Origin of the sequence: Streptomyces iconiensis (assembly GCF_028657195.3) — a bacterium.
GTDB lineage: Bacteria > Actinomycetota > Actinomycetes > Streptomycetales > Streptomycetaceae > Streptomyces > Streptomyces iconiensis.
Genome location: NZ_JANCPR020000029.1, coordinates 97,695 through 124,388, shown reverse-complemented (window position 1 = coordinate 124,388; position 26,694 = coordinate 97,695). Strand labels below are relative to the sequence as shown.

At 69.8% G+C, this 26,694-nt stretch carries 23 protein-coding genes and 3 pseudogenes; 13 read left to right on the top strand and 13 right to left on the bottom strand.

Features of this window, described 5'->3' with window-relative positions:
• Positions 1 to 95 (top strand): annotated as a pseudogene (locus tag NMN56_RS26810) (IS5/IS1182 family transposase); the annotation flags it as partial.
• A 52-nt stretch (positions 96 to 147) separates the two neighbouring features.
• On the opposite strand, the gene NMN56_RS26805 reads toward NMN56_RS26810, so the two are convergent.
• On the bottom strand, positions 148 to 534 hold the full coding sequence (locus NMN56_RS26805; protein WP_274043226.1) for a hypothetical protein: 387 nt from the start codon (positions 532 to 534) through the stop codon (positions 148 to 150).
• A gap of 467 nt (positions 535 to 1,001) precedes the next feature.
• On the opposite strand from NMN56_RS26805, the gene NMN56_RS26800 reads away from it, so the two are divergent.
• Positions 1,002 to 2,765, top strand: a complete 1,764-nt coding sequence (locus tag NMN56_RS26800) for a GAF domain-containing sensor histidine kinase (RefSeq protein WP_274043443.1) — start codon at positions 1,002 to 1,004, stop codon at positions 2,763 to 2,765.
• A gap of 15 nt (positions 2,766 to 2,780) precedes the next feature.
• Here the strand turns inward: NMN56_RS26800 and NMN56_RS26795 are convergent, their stop codons facing one another.
• The 4 genes from NMN56_RS26795 to NMN56_RS26780 all read right to left on the bottom strand — a co-directional run bounded on the left by NMN56_RS26795 (position 2,781) and on the right by NMN56_RS26780 (position 5,572).
• A complete protein-coding gene (locus NMN56_RS26795) occupies positions 2,781 to 3,506 on the bottom strand; it encodes a response regulator (protein WP_274043225.1) in 726 nt (241 codons plus the stop codon).
• A 117-nt stretch (positions 3,507 to 3,623) separates the two neighbouring features.
• Positions 3,624 to 4,286: a CBS domain-containing protein gene (locus NMN56_RS26790; protein ID WP_274043224.1), complete on the bottom strand. Its 663-nt coding sequence runs from the start codon at positions 4,284 to 4,286 to the stop codon at positions 3,624 to 3,626.
• Between the two features lie 51 nt (positions 4,287 to 4,337).
• The gene (locus NMN56_RS26785; RefSeq protein ID WP_274043223.1) at positions 4,338 to 4,799 is read right to left on the bottom strand and encodes a cyclic nucleotide-binding domain-containing protein; all 462 of its coding nucleotides are present in this window, start codon (positions 4,797 to 4,799) and stop codon (positions 4,338 to 4,340) included.
• A 20-nt stretch (positions 4,800 to 4,819) separates the two neighbouring features.
• Positions 4,820 to 5,572, bottom strand: a complete 753-nt coding sequence (locus tag NMN56_RS26780) for a CBS domain-containing protein (protein ID WP_274043222.1) — start codon at positions 5,570 to 5,572, stop codon at positions 4,820 to 4,822.
• Between the two features lie 212 nt (positions 5,573 to 5,784).
• Here NMN56_RS26780 and NMN56_RS26775 point away from each other — a divergent pair, with 212 nt between their 5' ends.
• The 6 genes and pseudogenes from NMN56_RS26775 (at position 5,785) to NMN56_RS43355 (ending at position 10,523) form a co-directional block, all read left to right on the top strand.
• The gene (locus tag NMN56_RS26775; RefSeq protein WP_274043221.1) at positions 5,785 to 6,615 is read left to right on the top strand and encodes a universal stress protein; all 831 of its coding nucleotides are present in this window, start codon (positions 5,785 to 5,787) and stop codon (positions 6,613 to 6,615) included.
• Between the two features lie 90 nt (positions 6,616 to 6,705).
• Positions 6,706 to 9,057, top strand: a complete 2,352-nt coding sequence (locus tag NMN56_RS26770; RefSeq protein WP_283742512.1) for a phosphoketolase family protein — start codon at positions 6,706 to 6,708, stop codon at positions 9,055 to 9,057.
• Positions 9,039 to 9,824, top strand: coding sequence for an HAD family hydrolase (locus NMN56_RS26765; protein WP_274043220.1), 786 nt, complete (start codon positions 9,039 to 9,041; stop codon positions 9,822 to 9,824). The genes NMN56_RS26770 and NMN56_RS26765 overlap by 19 nt, the downstream gene beginning before the upstream one ends.
• Positions 9,766 to 9,936 (top strand): annotated as a pseudogene (locus NMN56_RS43365) (hypothetical protein); the annotation flags it as partial. The gene NMN56_RS26765 and the pseudogene NMN56_RS43365, both read left to right, overlap by 59 nt.
• A gap of 49 nt (positions 9,937 to 9,985) precedes the next feature.
• Positions 9,986 to 10,207 (top strand): annotated as a pseudogene (locus NMN56_RS43360) (hypothetical protein); the annotation flags it as partial.
• Positions 10,208 to 10,247: 40 nt separating this feature from the next.
• The gene (locus NMN56_RS43355; RefSeq protein ID WP_430542717.1) at positions 10,248 to 10,523 is read left to right on the top strand and encodes a glycosyl hydrolase family 65 domain-containing protein; all 276 of its coding nucleotides are present in this window, start codon (positions 10,248 to 10,250) and stop codon (positions 10,521 to 10,523) included.
• Here NMN56_RS43355 and NMN56_RS26755 read toward each other — a convergent pair.
• The 3 genes from NMN56_RS26755 to NMN56_RS26745 form a co-directional block, all read right to left on the bottom strand.
• Entirely contained in the window at positions 10,477 to 11,403 is a 927-nt protein-coding gene (locus NMN56_RS26755; RefSeq protein WP_274043219.1) for a universal stress protein, read from the bottom strand. The two genes, NMN56_RS43355 and NMN56_RS26755, sit on opposite strands and share 47 nt — an antisense overlap.
• Before the next feature lie 275 nt (positions 11,404 to 11,678).
• On the bottom strand, positions 11,679 to 12,302 hold the full coding sequence (locus tag NMN56_RS26750) for a hypothetical protein (RefSeq protein WP_274043218.1): 624 nt from the start codon (positions 12,300 to 12,302) through the stop codon (positions 11,679 to 11,681).
• Positions 12,303 to 12,455: 153 nt separating this feature from the next.
• A complete protein-coding gene (locus NMN56_RS26745) occupies positions 12,456 to 13,445 on the bottom strand; it encodes an Acg family FMN-binding oxidoreductase (RefSeq protein ID WP_274043216.1) in 990 nt (329 codons plus the stop codon).
• 669 nt (positions 13,446 to 14,114) lie between these two features.
• Here NMN56_RS26745 and gap point away from each other — a divergent pair.
• The 4 genes from gap (at position 14,115) to NMN56_RS26730 (ending at position 17,648) form a co-directional block, all read left to right on the top strand.
• Positions 14,115 to 15,137 (top strand): type I glyceraldehyde-3-phosphate dehydrogenase, encoded by a 1,023-nt coding sequence (gap, locus tag NMN56_RS26740; protein WP_274043215.1) that lies wholly within the window; start codon positions 14,115 to 14,117, stop codon positions 15,135 to 15,137.
• Between the two features lie 165 nt (positions 15,138 to 15,302).
• Positions 15,303 to 16,220, top strand: coding sequence for a universal stress protein (locus NMN56_RS26735; RefSeq protein WP_274043214.1), 918 nt, complete (start codon positions 15,303 to 15,305; stop codon positions 16,218 to 16,220).
• 388 nt (positions 16,221 to 16,608) lie between these two features.
• Entirely contained in the window at positions 16,609 to 16,794 is a 186-nt protein-coding gene (locus NMN56_RS43350) for a stealth conserved region 3 domain-containing protein (RefSeq protein WP_430542718.1), read from the top strand.
• Positions 16,795 to 17,054: 260 nt separating this feature from the next.
• On the top strand, positions 17,055 to 17,648 hold the full coding sequence (locus tag NMN56_RS26730; RefSeq protein ID WP_274043213.1) for an Rv1733c family protein: 594 nt from the start codon (positions 17,055 to 17,057) through the stop codon (positions 17,646 to 17,648).
• Positions 17,649 to 17,690: 42 nt separating this feature from the next.
• Here NMN56_RS26730 and NMN56_RS26725 read toward each other — a convergent pair whose 3' ends face one another.
• From NMN56_RS26725 to ppdK, 5 genes are all read right to left on the bottom strand, one after another.
• Entirely contained in the window at positions 17,691 to 18,608 is a 918-nt protein-coding gene (locus NMN56_RS26725) for a universal stress protein (protein WP_274043212.1), read from the bottom strand.
• A gap of 321 nt (positions 18,609 to 18,929) precedes the next feature.
• Positions 18,930 to 21,572: a bifunctional acetaldehyde-CoA/alcohol dehydrogenase gene (gene adhE / locus NMN56_RS26720; protein WP_274043211.1), complete on the bottom strand. Its 2,643-nt coding sequence runs from the start codon at positions 21,570 to 21,572 to the stop codon at positions 18,930 to 18,932.
• A 312-nt stretch (positions 21,573 to 21,884) separates the two neighbouring features.
• Positions 21,885 to 22,049, bottom strand: coding sequence for a CBS domain-containing protein (locus tag NMN56_RS26715; RefSeq protein ID WP_274043441.1), 165 nt, complete (start codon positions 22,047 to 22,049; stop codon positions 21,885 to 21,887).
• 106 nt (positions 22,050 to 22,155) lie between these two features.
• Entirely contained in the window at positions 22,156 to 22,539 is a 384-nt protein-coding gene (locus NMN56_RS26710) for a hypothetical protein (protein ID WP_274043210.1), read from the bottom strand.
• A gap of 105 nt (positions 22,540 to 22,644) precedes the next feature.
• Positions 22,645 to 25,386 carry a pyruvate, phosphate dikinase gene (gene ppdK / locus NMN56_RS26705; protein ID WP_274043209.1) on the bottom strand — a complete coding sequence of 914 codons (2,742 nt, stop codon included), beginning with the start codon at positions 25,384 to 25,386 and terminating at the stop codon, positions 22,645 to 22,647.
• 227 nt (positions 25,387 to 25,613) lie between these two features.
• On the opposite strand from ppdK, the gene NMN56_RS26700 reads away from it, so the two are divergent.
• Positions 25,614 to 26,552, top strand: a complete 939-nt coding sequence (locus NMN56_RS26700) for a universal stress protein (protein ID WP_274043208.1) — start codon at positions 25,614 to 25,616, stop codon at positions 26,550 to 26,552.
• The last annotated feature ends 142 nt before the right edge of the window (positions 26,553 to 26,694 follow it).

Sequence of the window (26,694 nt, the reverse complement as noted above, 5' to 3'; positions counted from 1 at the left end):
CCAGCTCCAAGGCCATGATCCACGTCGCCTCGATCGACAACCTCGCCAAGCGCATAACGGACGAGACCACCCCCACCTGGCGAGGAACCTACTAGGAGATAAAGGGCAATCCGCCTACATCAAACGCCCTCTCAGAGTCGGCACTGTTTATGCAGCCGGAACTCCCCATGGACTGCCCAGCGCAGGCCCGTTCTCCCCAGGAGCCTGCGCGGTCAGGGGCCGGCAACGAAGGGGAGTGCCGAGACAGCCGATCTTGGTCACGTCCCGGGTGAAGCCCTTCTTTTGCGTCGCCGTCTTCGGATCCAGTTTCAGGTTCACCGCCACGACCTTCTTGTGCAGCAGCACCCGCACCGAGGCGAACTTTTGCAACCGCTGGTACTCCACGATCACCGGAGTGCCGCTCTCCTTCCAGCCCCAGCGAATCCACCCGGCCCGGTGCCGACCCGTCCGGTACTCCGAGGCCAGGAACCGGATCCCCAGGATCGCCCCCGAGTTCGCCGCGATCAGCGACTGCAGCTCCAGCTCCACCGCCATCGGCTGACCCGGAATCTCCGTTGCGCGGCCACCTTTGACCCGGAAGACCTTTCAGATTGCCCATGCCCCGTCCCGGGTCTCGTGTGCGGTCACTGAGCACGGACAACCGAGTCAGCGGGACCTATTCCTGGGAACCCCAAAGAAGGCTCAGGGATGGGGGAGGCGCCGCCGCTCAAAGAGTGTGCCCGCAAGGGATCGATCGGCTCTGGCTGGTGGTGGCTGACTTGGTCCAGCCGGACTGCCCGCACACCGGCTACACGATGCGGGACGAGGGGAAGCTGCTTGTCACGTAGGGCCAGGACGGTGCCTGGGTCCTTCCGTGGGTATTGCGGGGCGTTCCTCCCTTATGTGGCCGTGTTCCTGTGGTCGATCTCTGCACCCCTTCCATCGCTGCTTGTAAGGCGGCAGCATGGCGTGCCTCAGGGGGATATGGGAGCGCGGACTTCCGGATCGGGGTGCGCAGGGCGATGGAGAGTGGCGCTGGGGATGGTGGCGCGGCGGTGCCGCGCTTGCGGCTCGACGAGCTTCTGGAGGAGCTGGAGCGGCGGATCGGCGAAGTGCGCGGGACCCAGGACCGGCTGCACGGGCTGTTGGAGGCAGTGCTGTCAATCGGGCGCGGGCTCGACGTGTCGCAGGTGCTCAAGCAGATCGTCGAGGCGGCGGTCGTGCTCGTGGACGCCGAGTACGGCGCACTGGGCGTGGTGGCGAAGGCGGGGGAGGACCGCGGGCTGTCCGCATTCCTGACCGTCGGGCTCGGTCCTGAGCAGGTGGCGGAGATCGGGGAACTTCCCCGTGGGCACGGAATCCTGGGTGAACTGATCCGGCATCCTGAGCCGTTGAGACTGCCGGAGCTGTCGCAGCATCCCGCCTCGTACGGCTTTCCGCCCGGGCATCCGCCCATGCATTCCTTCCTCGGAGTGCCGGTGCGGGTGAGGGACGAGGTGTTCGGGAACTTCTACCTGACCGAGAAGCGCTCGGCCAAGGAGTTCGATGCCGAGGACGAGGCGGTGCTCGCGACGCTGGCCGTGGCCGCCGGGGTGGCCATCGAGAACGCGCAGCTGTACGAGGAGGCGCGTCAGCGCGAACAGTGGGCCTCGGCAGGCGCCGAGGTCATCGGCGCGCTCTTGTCGGGCGCTCCCCGAGGCGAGGTGCTGGAGCTGATCGTGGAGCGTGCGCGGGGCGTCGTCTCGGCCGACTTGGCCGCAGTGGTGCTTCCGGTCGAGGGCGCGGACGGATTGCGTATGGGACTGGCCGACGGAGTGGGTGCCGAGGCGTTCCGCGCGTTGGCGCCGCGGTGGCACGACGGGTTCATCGACGAGGCGTTCACAGCCGAGGGACCGGTGGCGACGGCGGACATCCAGAACGACCCGCGGGTGCAGGAGTCGGATGGGACGTGGTCCGGGCTGGGCCCCGCCGTGGCCGTGCCCATGGGCGCCGGGGAGGAGGCGAGGGGCGTGCTGGTGCTGGCACGCGCGGAGCGCGGGGTGCCGTTCGCCGAGCCTGAGATCGCCCCGGCGCTCGGCTTCGCGGCGCAGGTCGCGCTGGCGATGGAGGTGGCCGAGCGGCGCCGGGACGTTGAGGCGTTGGCGCTGTTGGAGGAGCGTGACCGTATCGCCAAGGACCTGCATGACCTGGCGATTCAGAGGCTGTTCGCCACCGGCATGACCTTGCAGAGCGCACAGCGTCTCTCGGAACGGCCGGAGCTGTCCGAGCGGTTGGGGCGAGCGGTGAAGGAGCTCGACATCACCATCAAGATCATTCGTTCGACCATCTTCGGCTTGCAGGCGCCAGAAACGGAAGGGGAGAAGGCTGGGCTGCGAGCGCGGACAGCCGAGACGGTGGAGGAGGCTGCCGCGATGCTCGGCTTCACCCCCGCGCTGCGGGTGGAGGGACTGGTGGACACGTCTGTGCCGCTCCCGTTCGCCGACCAGGTGGTGGCCGTGCTGAAGGAAGCGCTGAGCAACGCTGCCCGGCACGCGGAGGCGAGCGCGGTGGATGTCCATCTCGCCGCCGGCGGCGGAGAGCTGACGCTGACCGTCACCGACAACGGCCGTGGCCTGCCGGAGCAGCCGCGGCGCAGTGGCCTGCGCAACCTCGCCGGACGCGCCGAGCGCTTGGGCGGATCCATGGAACTGGAGACTCCGGTCGAGGGCGGCACCCGGCTGTGCTGGCGGGTGCCGCTGCCCGGGGCGGGGGGCACGGTGGCTCGGCAGGACGGTACGGAACCCTGACGGTGCCGTGCCGGGTCACGTGCGCCCGTGACCGGTCGGGGGAGCGCCGGACGGGCCCTTCCCCTCCACCTTGTCGTCCAGGTTGGTGGCGAGGACAGCAGCCTGCACGCGGCGCTGGACGCCGAGCTTGCCGAGGAGCCGGGAGATGTTGTTCTTGACGGTCTTCTCCGAAAGGTACAGGCGCTTGCCGATCTCCCGGTTGGTCAGGCCGTCACCGATCAGGCGGAGGATGTCCCGCTCGCGGGGAGACAGGCTCGCCAATTTCGGATCCTGTTCCGGCTCCTCGGGTTCGGCGCGCAGAGAGCGCATCAGCACGCCGGCGGCCGACGGGTCGAGCATGGACTTCCCGGAGGCCACGGTACGTATCGCGTCGACCAGATCGGCGCCCTCGATCTGCTTGAGGACGTAACCTGCGGCTCCAGCCATGATCGAGTCCAGCAGGGCGTCCTCCTCGTCGAAGGAAGTGAGCATCAGGCAGGCGAGGCTGGGTAGTTCGGAGCGCAGCTCGCGGCAGACGGTGATGCCGTCGCTCTCGCGCAGCCGGACGTCCAGCACCGCGACGTGCGGTCGGAGCGCGGGAACCCTGGTGAGTGCTTGGGCTGCCGTCGCAGCCTCGCCGACGACCTCGATGTCGTCCTCTACGCCTAACAGGTCGGCGAGTCCGCGCCTGACCACCTCGTGATCGTCGAGGAGGAAGACCCGGATGGGCTCCTGTCGCGAGAATTCCCGTGCGTTGCTCATGTGCCTCCTTAAGGCGGTGGAACTGCGCTGTCCGGTCAGCCTCCGCCGCGCGGGTGTTGGGCGCAACCGGCCGGACAGACACACCATTCGGGCCGTGGTCGACTTCCGCTGGAGGAGTCAACCGGCGTTCGCTGGGCGGCCGGAGGTGTTCAAGCGGCAGTCGACCCCGACCACTCCTTCGACGCCTCGGACGAGATGCGTGGCGAGAGGGGCGAGCATGGAGTCGCGCACCGTACCGGTGACTGTGACGATGCCCTCGGAGGCGGTGACCTCCAGCGGTGCGACGGGTGCGGGGAAGAGTTCCCGGAGCTTCCGGCTCACCTCCTCGGCGAGGTCGTCATCCGACCGCAGGAAGACCTTCAGCAGGTCGCTCCGGCTGATCACGCCCTCCAGCAGGCCGTCGGGTCCCGTGACCGGTAGGCGTTTGACCTGCCTGCGAGCCATGATGCGGGCGGCTTCCGCGAGCGTCGCGTCGGCGCGGACGGTGACCACCGGGGTGCTCATCAGCTCCTCGGCGGTCGAGGCCCCGGCCTTCGCCAGGTCAGTGACGTGGCGTGTTCCACCGTCGGGGGAGGGAACGGCGTCACGGAACTCCTCCTTGGGCAGCAGGTCGGCTTCGGAGACCACGCCGATGACGCGCCCTTCGCCCTCCAGGACGGGAAGGGCGCTGACCTTCCACTGCTCCATGATCTTGACGATTTCCTTGAAGCCGGCCTGGCGGCCGACGGCGACGACGGTATGGGTCATCACATCGCTCACGGTGTGCGGGACATTGGGCATCTCTTTCTCCAAGCGCTGGTGCGTGTACGGGTTCTCGGGTGCCGAGACCGGCTATGGGCGCGGACCCGGCTGATCCGGCGGTCCGGGGAGGTCCAGGAGGCGGATGCGTGCCGCCTGGAGCCTGCGGGCGATGGTCCGGGCGACGAAGAGGGTGAAGGCGCTGCCGAGGAGGAGGTCTCGCGCGCAGAGTTCGCGTACGGCGGCGGCGTCGAACTCGTAGGCGTGCACGCGCGTCACGGCCCGCGCGCCGAGGTGCCACTGGTAGGGCTTGAACATCCAGGACCAGCCCAGGAGTTCGCCGTTGCCCAGCGTCTCCAGGACCTGTTCGCGCCGGCCTGGCACATGCGCTTCGAGGGCCACGCTTCCGCTGCGCAGCACCCAGAAGCGGTCGGCGGTCTCGCCTTCCCGGAAAAGTTGGGTGCCGGGTGGAAAGGAGACTTCCCGCGACAGGCGCAGCAGTTCCTCCCCGTGCCCTGCGGGGAGCGAGCCGAGAAGCCGGGTCTTGGTGATCATGATGCTGTCCTTTCCTGATCTCACAGTCGGTGCATCCACGCCTCGTCGGCGGCTCGCAATCCCTGGCCGACGGGCGGGATGTGTGCGTCGTCGAGGCGGTAGGTGAGCTTGTGGACCACCGAGACGACGCCGTCGATGCGCTCGGTCATGCGCAGGGCGATGGGGATCTCACTTCGGCGCTCCAACTGGCCCTTCAGAGTCACCACTCCGTTCTGGACGGTGATGTCGAGGGCGTTCCTGGCCAGCCACAGGGTCCCGGCCAGTACCTCGTTGGCGACCTCGGCGCCGATCTCCGCATCCCTGCGGAGAAAAACGCGCAGCAGGTCGTGCCGGGTGACGATCCCAACCAGCCGCCCGTCCTCCCCGACCACCGGCAGGCGTTTCACACCGTGCCGTGTCATCGTCCGCGCAGCATCGGTGACGGTGTCCTCGGGCCGTACGGTCACCGCCGGCGCCGACATGAGCTCGCCCGCGGTCGCCGCGTGGGCCCGGGCGGCCTCACGCCACCCCGCGCGGCCCCGTATCAGCTGCCGCAGCCACGCCGGGGCGTTGTGTTGCCGCGTGTCGGTACGCCGCAGGTCCTCCTGCCTGGACTGCCGGGTGAGCAGGTCGGCCTCCGAGACAACCCCGAGGACACGCCCCGCCGCGTCCGTCACGGGCAGCCCGCTGATGCGGTGCTCCGCGAGCAGGCCGGCCACGCGCTTGAACGGCGCCCGGGCGTCCACCTGAACGACCTCGCGTGTCATGACGTTCTCGATCCTGCGGTGCTTCACGGAACTCACCTCTTGGGATGGGGAGCGGGACCTTTCCCTCTCAGCGTCGATGTGCGCGATCAGCGCCCCCAGGGCCGGACGGTGCCGTGCGAGGGACCAACCGGCTCTCGCGGGGAGGCCGAAACGCCCCTCCAGCCCACCCCCCACAGGTGCGACGGTGCCGGAGGAAGGCACCAACGCCGGAGTTCGGTCTACGAGAGGTGGCGAGCGTGATGGAGGAACTTCCCCTGGCTGTCGGGGTGGACGGTTCCGAGCCGAGCCTGCATGCGCTGGACTGGGCAGTTGACGAGGCGATCCGCCGAGGCGTCGCGTTGCGCGTGATCCACGCGCGAGAAGGCGGGGATCAGGAGGCGGGGGAGCACATCCTCGCCCCGGCGGCCGAGCGTGCGCGTCTGCGCGGGAACGGGCTCGACGTGAGGAGTGAGGCTGTCGCCGCGGAACCTGCGGCGGCGCTGCTCGACGGGGCGCGTAACGCCCTCGCTGTGGTGACCGGTTCCCGGGGGCGGGGGGAGATACGCGGGCTGCTGCTCGGCTCGGTCAGTCTGGAGCTGGCCCAGCGAGCCGACTGTCCTGTGATCGTGGTGCGCGGCGATGAGCCCCACCGACAGGGCACCTTCCACCGGATCACGCTCGGAGTGGGTATGGAGCAGGATTCGGCAGCGGTGCGGTTCGCCTTCCGCGAGGCGGAGGAACGCGGCGGCGAGCTGCGGGCCCTGCGTGCCTGGCGCTGCCCCACGCAGGAGGTGGGGGATCTTCCGCTGGTCGGCGGGCACCCAGCCGCCGCGCACCAGAACCAGGCGTGGAGCGTACTGGATGCCGCACTGCGCGACTGGATGCGCAAGCACCCCGGCGTCACCGTGCACCAGGACGCCGTCGAGGGCACGGCGCGCAAGGTTCTGCTGGATGCCTCAGCCGACTCCGACCTGATGATCGTCGGAGCGCATCGCCGTCAGGGACACTTCGGGCGCCAGCTCGGCATGGTCGGTCACACCCTGCTCCACCACGCCGCGTGCCCGGTCGCCGTCGTGCCCGAACACATCTGAGTCCTCTCTCAACACTCATGGAGGAAAGCCGTGCAGGAGACGTCCGGTACGACCCATGGCGGTGCCCTCGCGGTCACCGAACCCGCGTCTGTGACCGAGGAGGAGCTGCGTACGCTGGACGCCCACTGGCGGGCCGCGAACTACCTGGCTGTCGGTCAGATCTATCTCCTTGCCAACCCGTTGCTGACCGAGCCGCTGCGTCCCGAGCACATCAAGCCGCGGCTTCTCGGCCACTGGGGCACGTCCCCCGGGCTCAACCTCGTTCACACGCACCTCAACCGTGTCGTCCGCGCCCGTGCGCACCAGGCCCTGTGCGTCTGGGGCCCGGGACACGGAGGCCCGGCGGTGCTCGCCAACTCCTGGCTGGAAGGCACGTACGGCGAGACCTACCCGGACGTGAGCAGGGACGCGGCCGGTATGGGGAGGCTCTTCCGGCAGTTCTCCTTTCCCGGCGGGGTGCCCAGCCATGTGGCGCCCGAGACGCCGGGTTCGATCCACGAGGGCGGCGAGCTGGGCTATTCGCTGGCTCACGCGTACGGGGCCGCATTCGACAACCCGGACCTGGTGGTGGCCTGCGTGGTCGGGGACGGGGAGGCCGAGACGGGACCGCTGGCGGCCTCCTGGCACTCGACGAAGTTCCTCGACCCGGTGCACGACGGCGCGGTGCTGCCGATCCTGCACCTGAACGGCTACAAGATCGCCAACCCCGCAGTGCTCGCCCGTCTCCCCGAGGCCGAACTCGACGAGCTGCTGCGCGGATACGGGCACGAGCCCCTGCACGTCACGGGCGACGATCCGCGTGCGGTGCACCGTTCCATGGCCCGCGCGATGGACCTCGCCTTCGACCACATCGCCGCGATCCAGCGCGCGGCCCGCGAGGACGGCTGCCAGGAGCGGGCCGCCTGGCCCATGATCGTGTTGCGCACGCCCAAGGGCTGGACAGGTCCAGTCGAGGTCGACGACCTTCCGGTCGAGGGCACGTGGCGATCCCATCAGGTGCCGCTCGCACGGGTCAGAGAGGATCCGGGGCACCTGCGCGAGCTGGAGCGCTGGCTGCGCTCGTACCGCCCGGAGGAGCTGTTCGACACGGATGGCGCACCGAGCGCCCAGGTCCTGGAGTGCGTCCCCGACGGTGAGTTGCGGCTCGGCGCCAGCCCGCACGCCAACGGCGGGCTGCTCGTACGGGACCTGCCCGTGCCGCCGTTGGAGCGGTTCGCCGTCGCTGTCGACAAACCGGGCGGAACCATGCACGAACCCATGCGAGTGCTCGGCGGTCTGCTGGAACGGGTGATGCGGGACACCGCGGAGCGGCGGGACTTCCGCGTCGTGGGCCCCGACGAGACCGCCTCGAACCGGCTCCAGGACCTCTTCCAGGCGACAGGCAAGGCATGGCAGGCCGGGACTCTGCCCGTGGACGAACACCTGGCCCGCGACGGACGGGTGATGGAGGTCCTGTCCGAACACCTCTGCCAGGGCTGGCTGGAGGGCTACCTTCTCACCGGCCGGCACGGGGTCTTCTCCTGCTACGAGGCGTTCATCCACATCGTCGACTCGATGGTCAACCAGCACATCAAGTGGCTGAAGATCTCCCGTTCGCTCGCCTGGCGCCGTCCCGTCCCCTCGCTCAACTACCTGTTGACCTCGCACGTATGGCGTCAGGACCACAACGGCTTCTCCCACCAGGACCCGGGCTTTCCCGACCATGTCCTCAACAAGAGCCCCGATGTGGTGCGGGTCTACTTCCCGCCGGACGCCAACACGTTGCTCTCGGTGGCCGATCACGCCCTGCGCAGCCGGGACTACGTCAATGTGATCGTGGCCGGCAAGCAACCCTGTTTCGACTGGCTGTCCATGGACCAGGCACGTCTCCACTGCGCGCGCGGCGCGGGCATCTGGGAGTGGGCCGGGACGGCGGAGACCGGGACGGAGCCGGACGTGGTGCTGGCGGCGGCCGGGGACGTGCCGACCCAGGAGGTGATGGCCGCCGCCCAACTGCTGCGGGAGCATCTGCCGGACCTGGCCGTGCGGGTCGTCAACGTCATCGACATCGCCAGGATGCAGCCACGCGAGGAACACCCGCACGGCATGTCGGAGCTGGAGTTCGACGCCCTCTTCACGCGCGACAAGCCGGTGATCTTCGCGTACCACGGCTACCCGTGGCTCCTCCACCGCCTCGCCTACCGCCGTACCGTCCACCCGCACCTGCATGTGCGGGGCTACAAGGAGTCGGGCACCACGACCACCCCGTTCGACATGGTCGTGCGCAACGATCTGGACCGGTACAGGCTGGTGATGGACGTGATCGACCGGGTGCCGGTCCTGGCAGGGAGGGCCGCGCCCGTACGGCAGGCCATGGAGGACGTACGCACCCGCCATCACGCCTGGATACGCGAACACGGCACGGACCTGCCCGAGGTCGCCGAATGGACCTGGACCTCGTGAGGGGACCGTTGAGCGAGGTACGCGCCGTCGTGTTCGACACCGACGGGGTCCTGCTGGACTCGGCGCGGGTGCACGCCTCCGCGTGGAAGGAGGCATTCGATGCCTTCCTCCAGGCAGCCGGGCCGCCCGGCGACACCCCCGCAGTCCCTTTCAGGCCCTTTTCGGCGGACGACTACCGTCTCCGGGTAGACGGCAAGTCGCGGCTCGACGGCGCGGCGGCGTTCCTGGCCTCACGCGGCATCGAACTGCCTGCGGGTATGCCGGACGACCCACCTGGCGACCGGACCGTGGCGGCGATCGCCGCACGCAAAGAAGAACTCCTCGTCGATCGCCTGCGCACCCACGGCGTCGAGGTGTGGCCGGGAACCCCGCGCCTGTTGCGGGCCTTGGCCCGGTCGGAGATCCCCTGCGCCGCGGTGTCGGCCTCCCGCCATGCCCGCGAACTGCTCACCACCGCTGGTCTGATGGGACTACTGGGTACGGTGGTCGACGGCGGCGAAGCCGCCCTGCTGCACCTTCCAGGCAAGCCCGACCCGGCACTCTTCCTGGAGGCGGCCTCCCGCCTGGGCGTGCCCCCGGAACGGTCAGCCGTGGTCGAGGACGCCCTCGCCGGCGTCGAGGCCGGGCGCCGCGGCGGCTTTCGGCCGGTCGTCGGCGTGGACCGGACGGCGGGGCCCATCAGCAGTTCAGACCTACGGGCCCACGGCGCTGACCTGGTGGTGCGCGACCTCGCCGAACTGCTCGACGGCACACCGGAAGAGGACTGAACCGTGTCCGACCGGACCTGGGAGTACGAAGGGTACGACCCCGCCGAGGAGCCGCTGCGAGGCACTCTGCACTCTGGGCAACGGTTACTTTGCCACCCGGGGTGCGGCACCTGAGACGGACGCCGGCCCGCCTCACTACCCGGGGACATACGTGGCGGCCCCGGGCCCTGTTGACGTACCGGCACAGGAGGCTGTCGGCCGCCTGCCGGGCAGCGGGGGAGGTGGGGCTGCGCGGTGCGATGTACCCGTGGCAGAGCGGCAGCGACGGCTGCGAGGAGACGCAGTCCCTGCCTCTCAACCCCCGGTCCGGACGCCGGCTCCCCGACAGCTCACGTCTTCAGCGTCACGTCGGCTCGGCCGTCGCCTACAACGTGTGGCGACATTCAGGGCGGCACCACACCGGAGGGCGTCCACCTCGGCGCCATGGCCGGCACCCTCGACCTCGTCCAGCGCGGCCTGCCCGGGCTGGAGATCCGGGAGGGCACGCTGCACCGGGATCCGGCGCCGCTTCCGCAACTGTGCGAGTACGGGTTCTCCGTCCGCTTCCGGGAGTACCGGGGGATCGGCATGCGTGTCACGGCGGACACCCTCGATGTCTCGCTGCCCGTCACCGCGAGCGCCCCGCTGCGCTTCGGCCTTCATGAACGAACGGTCACTGTCGCACCCGGCGAGACGGCCCACTTGGTGCTGCCCCGTTGACGTGCCGCCGAGCGGACGGGACGAACACGACAGTGCAGCGGGCGTGATGGGCGAGCGCGTCGGTCACAGGACCGTGCGGCCCCGGGCCGATCCCGGCCACCAGTAGCTCCGCGCCGGCAGAGGCGCGCACCAGCGCCGCGGCCGGGCTCAGCCGCCGTACGTCGGGTATGAGCCGCACATCCGGGTACTTCGCCCCCCAGGGGCGCAACGCCGCGCTGAGCGCCACGACTTCCTCCGTTTCCCAGCGGCTCCGATCCGCCTCGGCCGGGCCGTACGGTTGCCACGGGTCGTGATGCGGAGCGAGGTCCCAGGCGTGGACCGCGCGTAACTGGACGGCGCGCAGGGCCGCTTCCCCGAAGGCATACGCTGTGGCCTCGTGATCCGGCTCGCGGGCGTCCAGCGCCAACACGACCTCCGCTGGGCGAGTCCGGCGCCCGGCCGACGGCTCACCCGCCGTCGCCGACCGTACGAGCGCTACGGGGCAGGACGCCTCGCGCAGTACGCAGATGGCGGTCGACCCGAGCAGCAGGCCGTCGAATCCGCCTTCCCCGCGGGCACCGAGAACGAGCAGTTCGGACCCCGCTGTGGACCACGCCAGGCATCCGGCCACGTCGTCGCCCGTCATGATGTCCCAGGACAACGGGAGTTCAGGGTGCTCGGCGGAGAGTCGTACGCAGACAGCCCGGAGCATCCGTTCGCGCGCGGCGTGCCCGGACAGCGGGTCCTCGCGGTCGCCAGAGGATCGCTCGGCCGTTGGGCGAGGCGCGACATGCGCCACTCGCAGGGGCAGCTCATGGGCCCGTGCCGTGCGCGCCGCCCACTCCACCGCCGCCAGACTGGCAGCGGAACCGTCCGTACCGACGACAACCACCCGTGTCATGTGGCGCTCCTTTCAAGCCTGCCTGTGTTGCCCAGCGTCGAGGTGCGCAGGGAACCGGGGCAGGGCCGAGTGACCAGGACGGTGGGCCGAACGGCTTGAGGCGGAGGGCCCGTAGCGCGAAGACGGCGCGTCAGCCATGCCGTTCACACAGTGGTCCTCCGTGCCCGTGCCCCACGACGGTCGTCCTGCCACAAAGACCGGGCGGCCCCCGGACTGTACGGAAAAGTGGCCCCGTCCCTCGCGCCGTGCGGGGGACAGGGCCACTCGTCGCCAGGTCACAGCAGCCAGCGGTGCCGGCGTATGAACGGAAGCCGCTCCCACCAGGCGCCGAGCCCCCACGCGCGGCCCGCGTACAGCACTGCCAGGAGGACGAGCACCGCCGCGTACACCAGGTGGTAGTCGGCGAACGGGTTCGTCGACATGCTCGGCGAACCGTCCGACAGGTGCTTGGCCGGCGGCCACTCCGCGATCCACATCAGCGCCATCATGAACGTGCCGGCGACGGCAGAGAGGCGCAGCAGGATGCCTCCGGCCAGCGCGATGCCGATCCCGAGGAGCCCCAGCATGAACAGCGAGTCGACCCAGCCGTTACCGGCCCAGTTGTGGAACGTGGATTCCATCGGCCCGACTGTGACTCCGCTGAGGAATCCCTTCGTAGGGGAGCCGCCCTGGACCCAGCCTTGGCCCGAAGGTGTGGCGTAGCCCCAGCCGAAGGTCTTGTCGAAGAACGCCCACAGAAAGACGAAGCCTGTCAGAAGGCGTACGCCGGCGAGGACGCGGGCCGGAGCCGTGGTGGCCATTGCCGCGCTCCTGCCCTCGCTGGTCACGCGTGCCTTCTGCCGGCGGAGGGAGAGGAGTCGCAAACCCGGACTCCGGTGCTGCTGACCTTGGACCGCCATGATGTCTTTCCCTTCGTTGTCACTGTGCGATCTGTGCTGACGTCATGAGCCTCCCGCGGCAGGACGCTCAAGGACTGGGGCCGATCCGGTACAGGACCGGGGCCGATCGGCTCCGATACAGGCACCGATCGGCCCCCGCGCCGCCACCGGGTGTCATCCGGCTTCGGGGGCTTCGCCGTCGAGCACCGTGTCCGCGGTCAGCCGGGGGCTGACCGGCCCCGGTGGGCCGTAGCCCAGCCGGATCAGCATCTGGACGTGCCGAGCGGGCAGCCCGGCTCCGCCCAGGGCCCGGCGCAGGTCGGGCCATTCGAGGCCCTGGTGCAGCAGGGAGGCTCGCAGTCGGTGAGCTGTGGCGAGCAGCAGCACGTGTTCGAGGGCCTGGCCCGCACGCAACCAATCCACCCTCCGGTCGTGCTGAGTGGACAACACGGCCAGGGTGGGATGCCGCTCGAAGGCCCGGCTGGGCAGGGCACCGGGGCGGCGGGCACCCGTGAAGTCCCGTACGGGCACGTGCCCCCGGGCGTCCTGGGGGCCGAGCACGGCGCTGGCGAGGCCGAGCCGTCCGCCGCTGCTGCCCCAGTAGCGGGTCTCGGCGCGGCGGTCGGCGTCCTGAGAGTCTCGACGCTCGCCTTCGGCGGTGTGCGCCAGCAGGCGGGACACCTCCTGGGACGTGGGGAAGCGGAGGCCGGCGCCCTCGCTGTGCGCGACCTCGTTCAGCTCGGCCCTCACGTCTTCGGGGACGGGGTGTTCCGTAAAGGGGAATCGACTGCTGTGCCGGTGCCAGATCGCCTCGTACAGCTCCTTGCGGTGCGGCCTGCCGATCCGGCCGGCCTCCGCCAGCCGTACGGTCGCCAGAAGGGCGGGATCTTCGGGGGAGGGCAGCAGTCGGACGACGGGATGCCAGCCGTGGCGGGCGATGGCGACCCGCAGGTTGAGCACGGCGGCGCCGACGGACACGAGCAGGGCCCGTCCCTCGGGATCGGCGTGCCTGAGCCCGCGTTCGGTGGCTGCGCGCACGGCCAGGGCCGGTGCATACGGGTCGAGACGGTAGTGCCAGGGCTGGGTGTTGTGAATCGAGGGCGCCGCTACCGCGGCGGAGACCAGGGTTTCCAGGGTGGCCGCGTTGAGCGTCGCGGTACGCATGGCCGGTTCCTCCTCGGTCGCTGGCTTGGCTCTCAGCCTCACCTTCCGCTGCCACAGCGCCGGAATCGTAGGGCCGAACAGGCTGGGGAGACCGGCGAACGTCCTGTCTTCGCAGACGGGTCCGGGCAGGAGACAGCGGAGGATCGATGAAACCGGTGCCGACGGCGCGGACCAGCTCGTCGGCGTCCGTTCCGGCGAAGCCCGGTACTCGGCGGCAGAGGGTGTGGCGCCGAGAGCGCGCCGAGCATGGACTCGGTGACGTCGGCCGCCCACCTGACGCGCCCGGGTTCCGCAGGTCCGGCGTCACTCGGGGCCGAGAAGGCGGTATGTGGTCCAACACCGGGTGTCCGGCGGCAGGTCGCCGCTGAGGGCGACGTGCTTGCGCGCGCGTACAGCCGCTCGGCTTGCCGTGCCTGGACGACCACGTCATGGCCTCCGGCGCCGCTTCCCTCGCCATTCCGAGCCGCAGGCCCCTCCCACCCGTTCAACGGCGCTGCGACCACCGACGGGAGGGGGCAGGGACTGAACGGGCCGCTCCGGGGAACTCCAGGTCCCGTGCGCACAGGGCCGGTCGGCCCCTCAGCCATCCCCTCTTCGGCCCCTGTGGGCCGCGCGGTCCCCGGACAAGCATGTGGGCGAAGGCACGCCGACAGCGGGAGGAGAACAGCCATGACGGTGCGGGTGGGCATCAACGGGTTCGGTCGCATAGGGCGCAGCTACTTACGCGGGGTGTTGGAGCGCGCCGAGGGCAAGGGCACCCCGGTCGAGGTGGTGGCCGTCAATGATGTCGCGCCCGCAGCCGTTCTCGCGCACTTGCTGGAGTACGACTCGACGTACGGACGGCTCCAACGACCCGTCTCGCACGAGGCCGGAGCCCTGACGGTCGGAGGCCGTGACATCGCCGTGAGCGCTGTGCACGACCCGGTGGAAATCCCTTGGGCGGCGCACGGGGTGGAGATCGTGGTCGAGTCGACCGGCCGTTTCCGGGCTCGTGCGGACGCGGCGCGTCATCTGGAAGCGGGGGCGCGGAAGGTGCTTGTGTCCGCGCCGGGCAAGGGCGCGGACGCCACGGTGGTGATGGGTGTCAACGAGTCCGTGTACGCGCCGGATCGGCACCACGTCGTATCCGCGGCCTCCTGCACCACCAACTGTGTCGTGCCGATGGTCAAGGTGCTGCACGAGCGATTCGGCATCGATCGCGGGCTGATGACCACGGTGCACGGCTACACGGGCGACCAGTCGCTGCTGGACGGTCCGCACAAGGACTTCCGGCGTGCCCGGTCGGCCGCGCTGAGCATCATCCCCACGAGTACGGGCGCGGCGCGGGCCGTCGGCGCTGTTGTGCCCGAACTGGACGGTGCTCTTGACGGCTTGTCTCTGCGTGTCCCCGTGGAGGACGGCTCGCTCACCGATCTGACCGCCGTGCTGCGGCGTCCGGTGGAGACGGAGGAGATCACCACCGCGTTCACCGAGGCGGCCACCGGCCCGCTGAGCGGCATCCTGCGCGTGAGCACGGCGCCGATCGTCTCCCGCGACATCATCGGGGACCCCGCCTCGTGTGTGGTCGACGCGCCGCTGACCCTGGTCCGGGGTGACTTGGTGAAGATCTTCGGCTGGTACGACAACGAGTGGGGATACGCCAACCGCTTGCTCGATCTCACCGAATTCGTCTCGAACCACATCGGACTGTGACCACCGGCGAGTGCCGAACCGCGGCCGGGGCGGACCGAGCCGGCTGTTCACGCTTCAGCGTCCCGGCCCCCTCCGGCTGGAAGCGAGCCGTGCAGCCGTTGCTGTGAACGTCCGAAAACGCAGGAACACCCGCAATGGCCAACATCAGGAAAGAGGCGAAAAGTTGTGAGGAACATCAGTGGTCACGTGGTTGTCGGGTACGACGGATCGCAACCGGCCGAACGCGCCGTGGAGCGTGCGGCCTCCGAAGCCACCCTCCGGAACACCGGTCTGGACGTGTTGTGCGGCTGGCCATGGGCTGTGCATGCGCCCCCGACACAGTGGCTCGGCATCGGCTCCGCGTTGGACGCCTCCCTGGCGCACCGTGACGAGACGCGTGCAGCACTGGACCGTGTCGTCGAGCACGTCCGCGAACGTCATCCCGGACTGCCGGTCACAGCGACACTGACCGATAAAGCGGCGGCGCCGACGCTCATCGACGCGAGCCGTGACGCCGCGCTGACCGTGGTCGGCACGCGCGGACATGGCGGATTCGCAGGCCTGCTCCTGGGATCGGTCAGTCTTCGGGTCGCTGCGCATTGTGAGGGACCGCTGATGGTGGTGCCCGTCGGTGCGGAGCCGTCCGGGGAGCGGCGGAACGGGGTGCTGGTCGGCGTCAAGACCGATGTCGACGGTGTGGCCGTGCGCTTCGCTTTCGAGGAAGCCCGGCTTCGCGCGGCGCCGCTGAGCGCGCTGCACGCATGGCTGTATCCGCCGATCCCCAGAGGGCTGCGTATGCCGCCCTCGGAGAACGACATATGGGAGGCGGAGAAGTACCGCAAGGCGGCGGAGGGAGTCGCCCAGTTCGCTGTCTCCCCCTTCCGGGAAGAGTACGCCGATGTCAAGGTGAGCACCGATCACACCTGCGCAGACCCCGCTGCCACCTTGGTGGCCGCCAGCCGGGATGTGGACCTGGTCGTTCTCGCGATGCACCGCCCCGCTCACCGGCTCTCCCTCCAACTAGGCCCCGTCACACACGCGTTGCTTCACCACGCGCGCTGCCCTGTGGTGCTCGTGCCGATGCCGGAGCCGTCGTCCTCATAAGGAGACGGACAGGCGCCGGGCGGTCAAGAATTCCGTCTCGGGAGCGCCGCAAGACCCGCTGCCTGGTCTCCGGCCCGTCCGCCGCCGCCTCCGGCCTATCCGCCGGCGGCGGTGGCGCAGTCGCAACGGCGCGCCGTAATCAGTGCGCTTGCAGACGTTCGGCTCCGCGCCGAGGCGATCACCATGCACGCACCACCCGGCGTACGCCTCCGATTCGCTCTGCCCCAGATCCGCACCGGTTAGCTGGCCGTTGCTTCGGGAGGCCTTCTGTCACCCGCGCTGGTTCCGCCTGGCCCCGCTGAGGAGACGAGGACGTACTGGTGTCCGCCGCAGGAACGGCCGACAGAGCTGTCATCGAGGCCCGTTCGGCACCGTGATCCGTCAGGAGATGAAGTATGCGCCGCACGCGCTCCGCCGAAGTGTGCCCGACGAGGTCGAGCGATGCTCTCCCGAAGAACGCGCAACGGCGAGCAGCAGGTTCCGGGGACTCGATGATCTCTCGGTCGTCTTTCCGCCCCACCGCTACAACATGTTCAGCACCACACGTTTCAGCATGCCGTTGCTGCCGTCCTGAAGCCGGCCCACCGCCTCGGTGGCCGGCGGGCCCATCCGGTTCCGCCGGCCATGGGCCCGGGTGGGCCGATGAGTTCGACGCGATGACGACCCGGGTGCTGAGGGGCCAGGTGGTCACGTTGCCTGTGGTCAGGAGCATCGCGCACCGGCTGAAGCGGCAAGCCTTTGGCACCACTTCGGTATGTACGTGCCCCACGCCTGCGCGTCGGCCGTGTCTGGCAGCGACCGCCGGGACCGTCCCTTCTCCGGAGGGGTGGCGTCATGCGTGATGTGGGCTGGCGATGGCGGTGGCAGCGTGTGCCCATGCGGCGGCCCTGGGATGTGGCTGATGCCTGGGTGGGTCTGCTGACATTGCTGGCGCTGCTGCTGGTGGTTCCGGCCGCAGGGAACGCTGCCGGCCGTGCCGTGGCTGAGAGGGGGATGAGTGCCCGCGCGGCACAGATGACGGAGCGGCACGAGGCTGTCGCCGTACTGCTCCGGGACGCGCCCAGAGCTGGTGCCGACGCGGGCGCAGCTCGTGGGAAGTTGTCGGAGGACGAGGCGTTGGTGCGGGCGCGATGGAGCGGTCCCGACGGTCTGAGCCGGGTGGGTGATGTTGTGGCCGTATTGGGGCAGCACAAGGGCGACCGTGTGCGTATCTGGGTCCACGAAGACGGGCAGCTTGCCGAAGTCCCGTTGAGCCGGGCGCGGGTGACCGGAGATGCCATTCTGGCGGGTCTCGTCGCCGCCTCGCTAGCGGCCTTGCTGCTGGTCGCCCTCCGCCGGATGTGCAGACGATGTCTGGATCGAGCACGCCTGTGTGCCTGGGACCGGGAGTGGGCCGAGGTCGGCCCGCAGTGGGGTGAGTACAGCTGAAGTGGCGTGCGCGCGCAGCGGGTTGGCGAGCTGTGGTCGCGTTCACTCGTGCGGGACGACGGCGACGGGGCAGCGAGCGTGGTGGATCACCGCGTGCGCGACGGGCCCCAGGCGGGTGCCGATGGCGGGGTGTCTGGCCCTGCGGCCGATGACCAGGAGTTGCGCGTGCGCCGCAGCGTGCGTCAGATGGTGTCCGGGACGGCCCTGAACCGCGTTCCCGATCACCTCGACCGTGGGCCATCTCGCGCGCCATGGCTGGAGCGCCGCCGTCAGCTCCCGCATCACCTGGCTCTCCAGTTCCGGCTCGGTGTCCAGCTCGGTGCCGGGCACGGTGAAACCCGGTGCGTAGGCGTAAGGGACCGGAGGCCTCCAGCAGTGCACGACGCGCAGCCGCGCCGAGCGGCGGGCCGCGGCGTCGAACGCGAACGCGAGCAGCGGATCACAAGGGTGGTGCAGATCCAGACCGAGGACGACCTCCGCCTCGGTGCCACGTGTGGAGGAAGCAGCGGCGGATACGTCGCCGGCAGGGGCGCCCGTGTCTGCACGAACGAGTACCACGGGACACGAGGCGTGGTTGGCGATGGCCAGCGCGACCGAACCGATGAGGAACCCGGTCACGGCGCCCAGGCCGCTGGAGCCGAGGACAAGCAACTCCGCCTCTTCGGCGGCGGCTTGCAAGGCGTCGCGCGGGTCCTGCGTGATCTGGTCGGCCTGCACGGTCACCGTCGGGTAGCGGGCCGAAATGTGCCTCTCGGCTTCCTGGAGCATTAGCAGCGAGCGGCGTAGCGGTTCCGACAGTTCAGGCAACCGCGTCGATTTCGGGGTGTCGTCCCATCCGGCCTCACTGGCGTGCAGCAGCCACAGGGGCAGTTCCCGGCGCTGGGCCTCCTCGGCCGCCCATTCGGTGGCGGCGAGGCTCTCGGGAGAGCCGTTGACTCCGACGACGACGGATCGGTTCATGGAGCACACCTCCAGGTGTCCCAGGACACCGGTATGAGAGATGACGGGTGGCGCGCGAACCTCGCTGCCGCGCCGTTGCTCTCCACCCTGTCGGATACCCGATGCGACTTGTAGGGGCCGCACAGACCTGGAGTTGGGGCACCAAAGATGCGAACCTCCCGGCGCCCTTGCCTCGCCCCGGCGTGGCACCGCGGCTCGGCGGAGACGCTGGAAGCCGACCGAGGTGGTGCGGGGTTGGTGAAGGGCGCCCTTGAAGCGGCCACAGTCCTCAAGGGTGTTCCCGGCGCGGTGCCCGCGCTTGGCGGGCACGGGCGGTCGTGGTCAGCCGTAGTAGGCGGTGCGCATGATCCCCTGCATGTCGTCCAGCATGGGCATACGGGGGTTGGCGGGCGAGCATTGGTCCTCGTAGGCGTTCAGGGCCTGCTGCGGCAGGGCGTCGAGGAAGGTCTGCTCATCGACTCCGAGGCGTTGGAACGTCGGCTCGATGCCTACAGCGTCGCGCAGGCTCTCCACGGCCGCGGCGAGCGAATCCACGCCCTCCTGCGGGGTGGCGGCAGGGAGGCCGAGAGCACGGGCGATGTCCCGCAGGCGTTCAGGGGCCCGGTAGCTCTCGTACTTGGGCCAGCCGGTGAGCTTCGTGGGGATGCTGCCGTTGTAGCGGATGACGTGGGGGAGGAGGACGGCGTTGGTGCGGCCGTGCGCGATGTGGAAGGTGGCGCCGAGGGTGTGGGACATGGCGTGGACGATGCCGAGAAAGGCATTGCCGAAGGCCATGCCCGCGATGGTGCCGGCGTTGTGCATCTTCTCCCGCGCCTGGGCACTGTTCATACGGTCGTTCACCGCGGACTCGATGTTGCCGAAGACCAGCCGGACGGCATGCAGCGCGAGACCGTCGGTGAAGTCGTTTGCGTAGACGGAGACGTAAGCCTCGATGGCGTGGGTGAGGGCGTCGAAGCCGCTGTCGGCGGCCAGTGCGGGGGGCAGGGCGGTGGCCAGCAGCGGGTCGACGATGGCCACGCTGGGAGTGAGCGCGTAATCGGTCAGCGGATACTTCTTGCCGGTCGCCGGGTCGGAGATGACTGCGAACGGAGTGACCTCGGCGCCCGTGCCAGAGGTGGTGGGCACGCACACCAGGCGGGCGAGCGTGCCCAGGGTCGGGAAACGGAAGGCGCGCTTACGGATGTCGGAGAACTTCTGCCGCATGTCGGCGAAGTCGACGTCGGGCTGCTCGTACAGCAGCCACATGACCTTCGCCGCGTCCATGGGAGAGCCGCCCCCGAGCGCGATGATCGTGTCCGGGCGGAAGTCCCGCATCAGGTCGGCGCCGCGCTGCACGGAGTCGATGCTCGGCTCTGGTTGGACGTTGTCGATGATCTGGAGGGTGATCGGGTCGCGGCGCTGTTGCAGGACGTGGGTGACGCGGTCGACGAATCCGAGGCGGGTCATGGTGGCGTCGGTGACGATCGTGACGCGGTGCACGTCGGGCATGGAGGTCAGGTAGCGGATGGCCTGCGGTTCGAAGTAGATCTTCGGTGGGACCTTGAACCACTGCAGGTTGTTGCGGCGGGTGGAGACCCGCTTGACGTTCAGCAACTGGGCGGCGGAGACGTTGTTCGACACCGAGGTGCTGCCCCACGATCCGCAACCCAGCGTGAGAGACGGCAGGAGGCCGTTGTAGATGCCGCCGATCGCGCCCTGGGAGGACGGGGAGTTGACGATGATCCGTACGGTCTTCATGCGCTTGCCGTACGCCTCTGCCAGGGCCCGGTCCTCGGTGTGGATGACGGCGCTGTGGCCCTGGCCGTGGAAGGCGACCATGTCGGCGGCCAGATCGAAGCCGTGACGCTCGTTCTCGGCGCGGAGCACGGCAAGGACCGGGCAGAGCTTCTCCCGGGTCAACGGCTCGTCCGGGCCGACGCGTTCGGCCGCCACCAGGATGACCGAGGTGTCCTCCGGGACGCGGAACCCCGCCTGCTCGGCGATCCACGACGGGCTCTGCCCGACGGCCGCCGCGTTGACCTTCGGTTCGCAGCCCGCGCCCGAACCGCCAGAGGCGGGGAACAGGAATGCTTCCAGCGCCGCCTTCTCCTCGGGGGTGGCCATGTGGGCGTGCAGGGTACGGAACTCGGCCAGCGCCGTGTCGTAGATGTCCGCGTCGAGAATGACGGCCTGTTCGGAGGCGCAGATCATGCCGTTGTCGAACGACTTCGACAGCACCAGATCGTTGACGGCCCGGCGCAGCTTCGCGCTCTTGTGCACGTAGGCGGGGACGTTGCCCGCTCCCACGCCCAGTGTCGGTTTGCCGGCCGAGTAGGCGGCTTTCACCATGCCATTGCCCCCAGTGGCAAGTATCAGAGAGACGCCCGGGTGCCGCATCAGTGTGTTGGTCGCCTCGACCGATGGTTGCTCGATCCACTGCACGCAGTGCTCCGGCGCTCCCGCAGCGACGGCCGCGTCCCGCACGACCCGGGCGGCCTCCGTACTGCACCGCTGGGCCGAGGGGTGGAAGGCGAACACGATCGGGTTGCGGGTTTTCAGCGCCATCAGTGCCTTGAAGATCGTGGTGGACGTCGGGTTGGTGACGGGCGTGACCGCGCACACCACTCCCACCGGCTCCGCTATCTCGACCATGTCCTCGGTGTCGTCGCGGGCGATGACACCGACCGTCTTCATCGGGCCCATGCTGTGGGTGACGTGCTCGCACGCGAACATGTTCTTGGCGGCCTTGTCCTCGAACACTCCTCGCCCGGTCTCCTCCACGGCAAGACGGGCCAGCGCGGTGTGCTGGTCCAGAGCCGCGACCGACGCCTTCTTCACGATGTGGTCGACCTGCTTCTGGGTGAGGCGCTCGTAGTCGTCGAGTGCCTTGAGACCGACCGTGACCAGACGGTTCACGGCGACCGCGGTGTCGGACGGAGCCTTGGTGCCGACCGTGGCCATGCTCCGGGAGTCTCGTCGGGTCATGGTGATGTGCCTCCGATGTCAGGGCCGCCGTGGACGTACGACGGCGTTGGGCGGGAGCGGCACCGCGGGGTGGGGTCGCTCGCCTTCTGGGACCACTGTTCTGTGTCATCCGCCCCGCTGCGTGGGCCGGAGGGGCCCCTTCGGGGGTGTCTTCGGCCCACGTCGGCGGGGACTGCCGGCGTGGGCAGCCCGTTCGACACCGGCGCGCCCTGAGTCGGGGGGCGTCCGGCACGGGCTGTTCCGGGCGCACGGTGAGTGCGGGCTTTGTCATCAGGTCCTGCGCCACGACGGCGCGATCGGGGCTCCGGCCCGTCAGGTTCCCCGGCGCACCACCAAGTCGGTTCCGGAGGCCACGCCGAGCGCCTTGTTGTCCTCGTCGACCACGGGCAGCACGCTGATGCGCTCTGCGGTTCCAAGCAGCCGGACGACATCCTGGAGCGGTGTCGTCCGGCCGGCCTGGACGACGTCACAGGTCATCACTTGGCCGACGGCTTGGGCTGACTCGGCGGTTCCTCCTCCACCAGCCCGGCGCGGAGGGGTAATCGGCTCGGTCTCGCCGGGCGGGTGCGGACGCCGGGTGCCTCTACTGCTGCGGGCCGCCTCGCCACGGGGGTGGTGTGGCGGTCCTGCGGTCGGCGTAACGGCGGTGCACGGTGCGTTCCGTGCGGCTGCGCAGCCGGTCGTGCAGACGGTCGGCGAGTTCCCGGGCGCTCGCCTCGCGGGCGTGCACGACGACGAGGTCGGCGCCCACCAGGATCTCGGCGCTGACTGCCCAGGGGCACTCGACGTGATGGGCTGCCGCTCTGCTGACGCGCACTTCCCCGCTGATGGACGGAAGTCCCGGACGGTCGAGCACCGCGCCGATCTTTTCCCGCAGATAGGCGAGCGACTCCTGGTCCACGTCTCCCACGGCCCGCACCTGCACGGTTGCGGTGACGCCCTCGGCGCCAATGTCCTTGGCGGTCATGTGCTCCACTCCTTGCGATCGTTCCGGCGATGCCTCAAGGCTGCTGTGCGCCTCGCCCCTGCTCCCAGGGCCGGTTGGCCCTGGGAGCAGGGCCACGGGGCCCGGTCATCGGCTGTCGCTCACGTCGGTCGCCTCCAGCGCGGCCCGTCCGGCCTCCAGGCGGGCGACGGGGACACGGAACGGTGAGCAGGAGACGTAGTCCAGGCCGACGGTGTGGAAGAAGTGCACCGAGCCGGGGTCGCCGCCGTGCTCGCCGCATACGCCGATCTTGAGGTCCGGCCGGGCGGCACGGCCCTCGGCGACGCCGATCCGGATCAGCCGGCCCACGCCGTCGCGGTCGAGCGTCTCGAACGGGGAGGCGGGGAAGACGCCTTTGTCGAGGTAGGTGGAGAAGAACTCCGCCTCCACGTCGTCGCGGGAGAAGCCCCAGGTCGTCTGGGTCAGGTCGTTGGTGCCGAAGGAGAAGAACTCCGCCGCTTCGGCGATCCGGCCCGCCGTGAGCGCCGCCCGGGGTAGCTCGATCATGGTCCCGACGGGGCAGGTGACGGGGACGCCGGCCGTGGAAGACACCTCATCCAGCACCTGCTTCACCGCCCTCCGGACGATCCGCAGTTCACGGACGTCCCCGACGAGCGGCACCATGATTTCTGCCCTCGGAGCGCCGCCGGCCCGCGTGCGCTCGGCGACAGCCTCGCCGATCGCCCGTGCCTGCATGGCGACCAGACCGGGGATCACCAGTCCCAGACGCACGCCGCGCAGGCCGAGCATCGGGTTCTCCTCGTGCATACGGTTCACTGCGGCCAGCAGATCGACGTCGTTCGCGGTCGGCAGGCCGCCGCGGGCCTCAGCGGTGGCGATGCGCACCGACAGATCGGTGCGATCGGGCAGGAACTCGTGCAGTGGCGGGTCCAGCAGGCGGATGGTGACCGGCAGGCCGTCCATAGCCTTCAGAATGCCGGCGAAGTCCTGCCGCTGCAGCGGCAGCAGAGCCGCCAGGGCCCGGTCACGCTCGGCGTCCGAGCGGGCCAGGATCATCTCCTCGACCAGCTTGCGCCGCTCGCCCAGGAACATGTGCTCGGTACGGCACAGTCCGATGCCCTGTGCTCCGAACCGGCGTGCGCGGGCAGCGTCCTCGGGGGTGTCGGCATTGGCGCGCACCTCCAGCCGCCGGACGGCGTCCGCCCGGGTCAGCGCGCGGTCCACGGCGCCGATCAGCCACGGTGCCTTCGCGTGGACGTCACCGGTCGGCTCCCCGCCGGTGTCACCGGCCGTTTCGTCGTCGGGGCCGCTCTCCAGGAACCGCATGACCTCCGAGTCCGCCAGTGGCACCGCCCCCGCGTACACGGCTCCGGCAGAGCCGTCGACGGAGATCACAGCGCCCTCCTCGACAACGGTGCCGTCCGGGGCGGTGAAGTGCCCGGTTTCGACGTCCACGGCCAGTTCCTCGGCGCCGCACACACAGACCTTGCCCATACCGCGGGCCACCACGGCTGCGTGGCTGGTCTTGCCACCCCGGCTGGTGAGGACCGCCTGCGCGGCGATCATGCCAGGCAGGTCGTCGGGGGTCGTCTCCTGGCGGACCAGAACCACCTTCTCTCCGGCTGTGGCACGCCGTACCGCGTCGGGGGAGTGGAATACCACAGCGCCCACCGCTGCACCGGGCGAGGCGGGTAGACCGTGAGCCAGGGGCGCACCGGTCGCGGACGTGTCGAAGCGCGGGAACATCAGTTGAGCCAGCCCGTCGCCGCTCACCCGGGCGAGGCTCTCGTCCGGGGTGATGAGCCCCTCGTCGGCCAGTTCGGCCGCGATGGCGAAGGCGGCCTCAGCGGTGCGCTTGCCGATCCGGGTCTGCAGCATCCACAGACGACCGTGCTCGATGGTGAACTCGATGTCGCACAGGTCCCGGTAGTGCCGCTCCAGAGTGCGTGTGTGTGCGCGCAGCCGGGCGTACGAGCGGGGGTCCAGGCGTTCCAGATCGGTCAGGGGCATCGTGTTGCGGATGCCGGCGACAACGTCCTCGCCCTGCGCGTTGGGTAGGTAGTCGCCGTACAGGCCGGGCTCTCCGGTGGCCGGATTCCGGGTGAAGGCGACGCCGCTGCCGGAGTCGGGGCCGAGGTTGCCGAAGACCATGCGCTGCACGTTGACGGCGGTGCCGAGGTCGTCGGGGATGTGCTCGCGGCGCCGGTACAGACGGGCGCGTTCCCCGTTCCAGGACTTGAAGACGGCCAGGACGGAACGGCGCAACTGCTCGGCGGGGGCCTGGGGGAAGTGCTCGCCGGTCTCCACGTGGATCAGGCCCTTGTACGTGTCCACCAGTTGGGCCAGGTCACCGGCGTCCAGGTGCACGTCGTCCGGGACGCCCCGCACGTCCTTGAGCAGGATGAGGGCCCGCTCGAACTGTGCGGGGTCGACGCCCATGACCGTGCTGCCGAACATCTGGACGAGACGGCGGTAGGAGTCCCAGGCGAAGCGGTCACTTCCGGACACTTTGGCCAGTCCGAGGACGGATTCGTCGTTGAGACCGATGTCGAGGATCGTTTCCATCATGCCGGGCATGGAGAACCTGGCGCCGGAACGGACGGACAGCAGCAGTGGGTTGTCGGGTTGCCCGAGCAGCCGGCCTGCGGCGCCCTCGACAGCAGACAGGTGCGCCGCAAGCTCCTCTCCCAGGCCGGCGGGCTCACTACCGGTGCTCAGGAAGACCCGGCACGCTTCGGTGGTGAGCGTGAAGCCCGGTGGCACCGGCAGTCCGAGCCGGGTCATCTCGGCCAGGTTCGAGCCTTTTCCTCCGAGGAGGTCGGCCATGTCACGGCCGCCTTCGGTGAAGTCGTAGACATAACGGGCCATGGCGCTGTGCTCCTCAGCTCGGAGGCGTGGTGGTCTCAGCGTCAGGTCGCGACGCGCTCCGCACGAGGTGCCGGCAGTCCTGCCCTCCGGGGCCGGTCGGCCCGGCGCCGTCCGTCCCGCAGGACCCGGAAGGCCCCCTGCCGAAGCTGAATGGCCTCTGGGCTTTCCTGCACACCGAAGTGAGGCTCGGAGAAATCTGGAGGTTCACGAATCCGGGAGGGACTGTCATGGTTCACGGCATCGTCGTAGGGGTCGACGGATCATCCGCGAGTCTGTCGGCCGCGCACTGGGCGGCCCGGGAGGCACTTCGGAGGGGAATCGGGCTCACCGTGGTGCACGCCTGGCACCGCCACGCCCACCCCGCGCCTTACGTCCCTTTGGGCAGCAGCGAGTACGACTGGGCCCGGCGGACCCTGAGGGATACCGCACGCAGCGTCCGTACGGCCCATCCCGGCCTGCGGATCAGAGAGCGCCTCGTGTGCGACGCGGCGGTCGCGGCGTTGGTGGCCACTGCAGCCGACGCCGACATTCTGGTCCTCGGCAACCTCGGTCTGAGCCCCTTCAGCGGGTTCGTGACAGGGTCCGTGTCCCAGCGTGTCGTCGCCCGGTCCGCTCGCCCCGTGGTGCTGGTGCGGGCAGGCCGCGGTGGCGCCAGCGAGCACCTGCCCGTCACGGACGGTATCGCCCCGGAGGAGATTCCCGGGACGCCTTACCGCGAGGTCGTTCTGGGCTTGGACATCGACCATCCCTGCGACGAACTGATCGAGTTCGCCTTCGACACCGCCCAGAGGCGCGGCACCGGTCTGCGGGTGGTCCATGCCTTCCGAATGCCGCTCCGGCCCAAGCCCGGCCCGTCGGTGCCCACCCAGCCGGCGCCCAACGAAGGCCCCGCACCCGACCCGCGGTCACAGACGCTGGCCGACGTGGAGCACATGTCGACAGTGGCGCTGCGCCCGTGGCGGGAGAAGTACCCGACCGTACCCGTGACCGAGACGATCTCCGAGGGCCGGGCCGCTCTCATGCTGGAGCACGCGACGCGGGACGCCGGACTCCTCGTGGTGGGCCGTCGCATGAGCGGGCACCGTATCGGTGCCCACACGGGTCCCGTCGCACATGCCGTCGTGCATCACGTCGGCTGCCCCGTCGCCGTGGTCCCTCACGGCTGAATCTGCTCGCCTGCTGCTACCCGGTGCGCGGGCAGGGCCGAACGTCCTGACGTACCAGGGCCGGTTGGGAACGGGTGCGGTGACCTGTCCGGCACTTCTTGCCGGAACCTCGGGCGACCAGCATCAACTGTGAAACGGATGA